The organism is Vibrio sp. 1557 (assembly GCF_033340175.1).
Taxonomy (GTDB): Bacteria; Pseudomonadota; Gammaproteobacteria; order Enterobacterales; family Vibrionaceae; genus Vibrio; species Vibrio alginolyticus.
Window position 1 is genome coordinate 1 of sequence record NZ_JAWOVZ010000138.1, and the last position, 1,392, is coordinate 1,392.

Annotated in this window: 1 protein-coding gene and 1 pseudogene; both read left to right on the forward strand. The window is 48.1% G+C overall.

Annotated elements, in window-relative coordinates; translation table 11 throughout:
• Positions 1-114: 114 nt before the first annotated feature.
• Positions 115-1,194 (forward strand): nitrogen regulation protein NR(II), encoded by a 1,080-nt coding sequence (gene glnL / locus R7070_RS25295; protein ID WP_031776386.1) that lies wholly within the window; start codon positions 115-117, stop codon positions 1,192-1,194.
• 58 nt (positions 1,195-1,252) lie between these two features.
• Positions 1,253-1,392 (forward strand): annotated as a pseudogene (glnG, locus tag R7070_RS25300) (nitrogen regulation protein NR(I)); the annotation flags it as partial.

The window sequence follows — 1,392 nt, forward strand, 5'->3', positions numbered from 1 at the left end:
TAAAAGGGGCAAAATAGAAAATCGGAGTAAAAAGTCGCATCACAATGAGGCTTTTTACTTTTTCTTCTGAGCTTTCTTCGCCATACTTAACGTTCTATTGCACCATTATTGTGCATTGCACAATCTCAACGCAAACAAGGACGTAATGTGGATACCAGTCTCCCTAGTGCCATACTCAACAACATGGTCACAGCAACGCTGATTCTTGATGATGGATTGGCCATCCGCTATGCCAATCCAGCCGCTGAGTTGTTGTTTTCGCAAAGCGCTAAGCGCATTGTCGAACAATCGCTTTCTCAACTGATTCAGCATGCATCGTTGGACTTGGCCTTACTGACTCAGCCATTGCAAAGTGGCCAAAGCATTACCGACAGTGACGTGACGTTTGTCGTCGATGGTCGTCCGCTAATGCTGGAAGTCACAGTAAGTCCAATCACTTGGCAACGACAGCTCATGCTATTGGTTGAAATGCGCAAAATAGATCAACAACGACGCCTCACTCAAGAGCTCAACCAACACGCACAGCAACAAGCCGCCAAACTGCTCGTGCGCGGTTTAGCTCATGAGATCAAAAATCCACTTGGCGGATTACGCGGTGCGGCGCAGCTGCTGGAAAAAATGTTGCCCGATCCATCGTTAACCGAATACACCCACATCATTATCGAACAAGCAGATCGATTAAGAGCGTTAGTCGACCGCCTACTTGGCCCACAGAAACCGGGCAAAAAGACACAAGAAAATCTGCACCAAATTCTGGAGAAAGTACGCCAATTGGTCGAGTTAGAATCTCAAAACTCGATCATCATCGAACGCGACTACGACCCGAGCTTGCCTGAGATTTTGATGGATGCAGATCAAATAGAACAAGCGATGCTGAACATCGTCAGCAACGCGGCACAAATTCTTGCTCATCAAGAGCACGGCAACATCACCATTCGCACCAGAACGGTGCATCAAGCCAACATTCATGGCAAACGCTGCAAATTAGCGGCGCGCGTCGAGATCACCGATAACGGGCCGGGCATTCCACCAGAATTACAGGACACCTTGTTTTATCCCATGGTCAGCGGGCGAGAAGGCGGCACCGGACTCGGGTTGTCCATCTCACAAAATTTGATCGACCAGCACAACGGAAAAATCGACGTTGAAAGCTGGCCTGGCCACACCACTTTTACAATTTATTTGCCGATTTGACCTCACGAATGGATTTCGTTGAGCGCCAATTTACGGTTTTTGCTGCAAGGATTAGTACATGAGTAAAGGATATGTTTGGGTCGTCGATGACGACAGTTCAATTCGCTGGGTGATGGAAAAAACCCTCTCTTCAGCCAACATAAAGTGCGAAACCTACGCTGACGGGGAAAGCGTTTTGATGGCGCTTGAGCGCGAAGT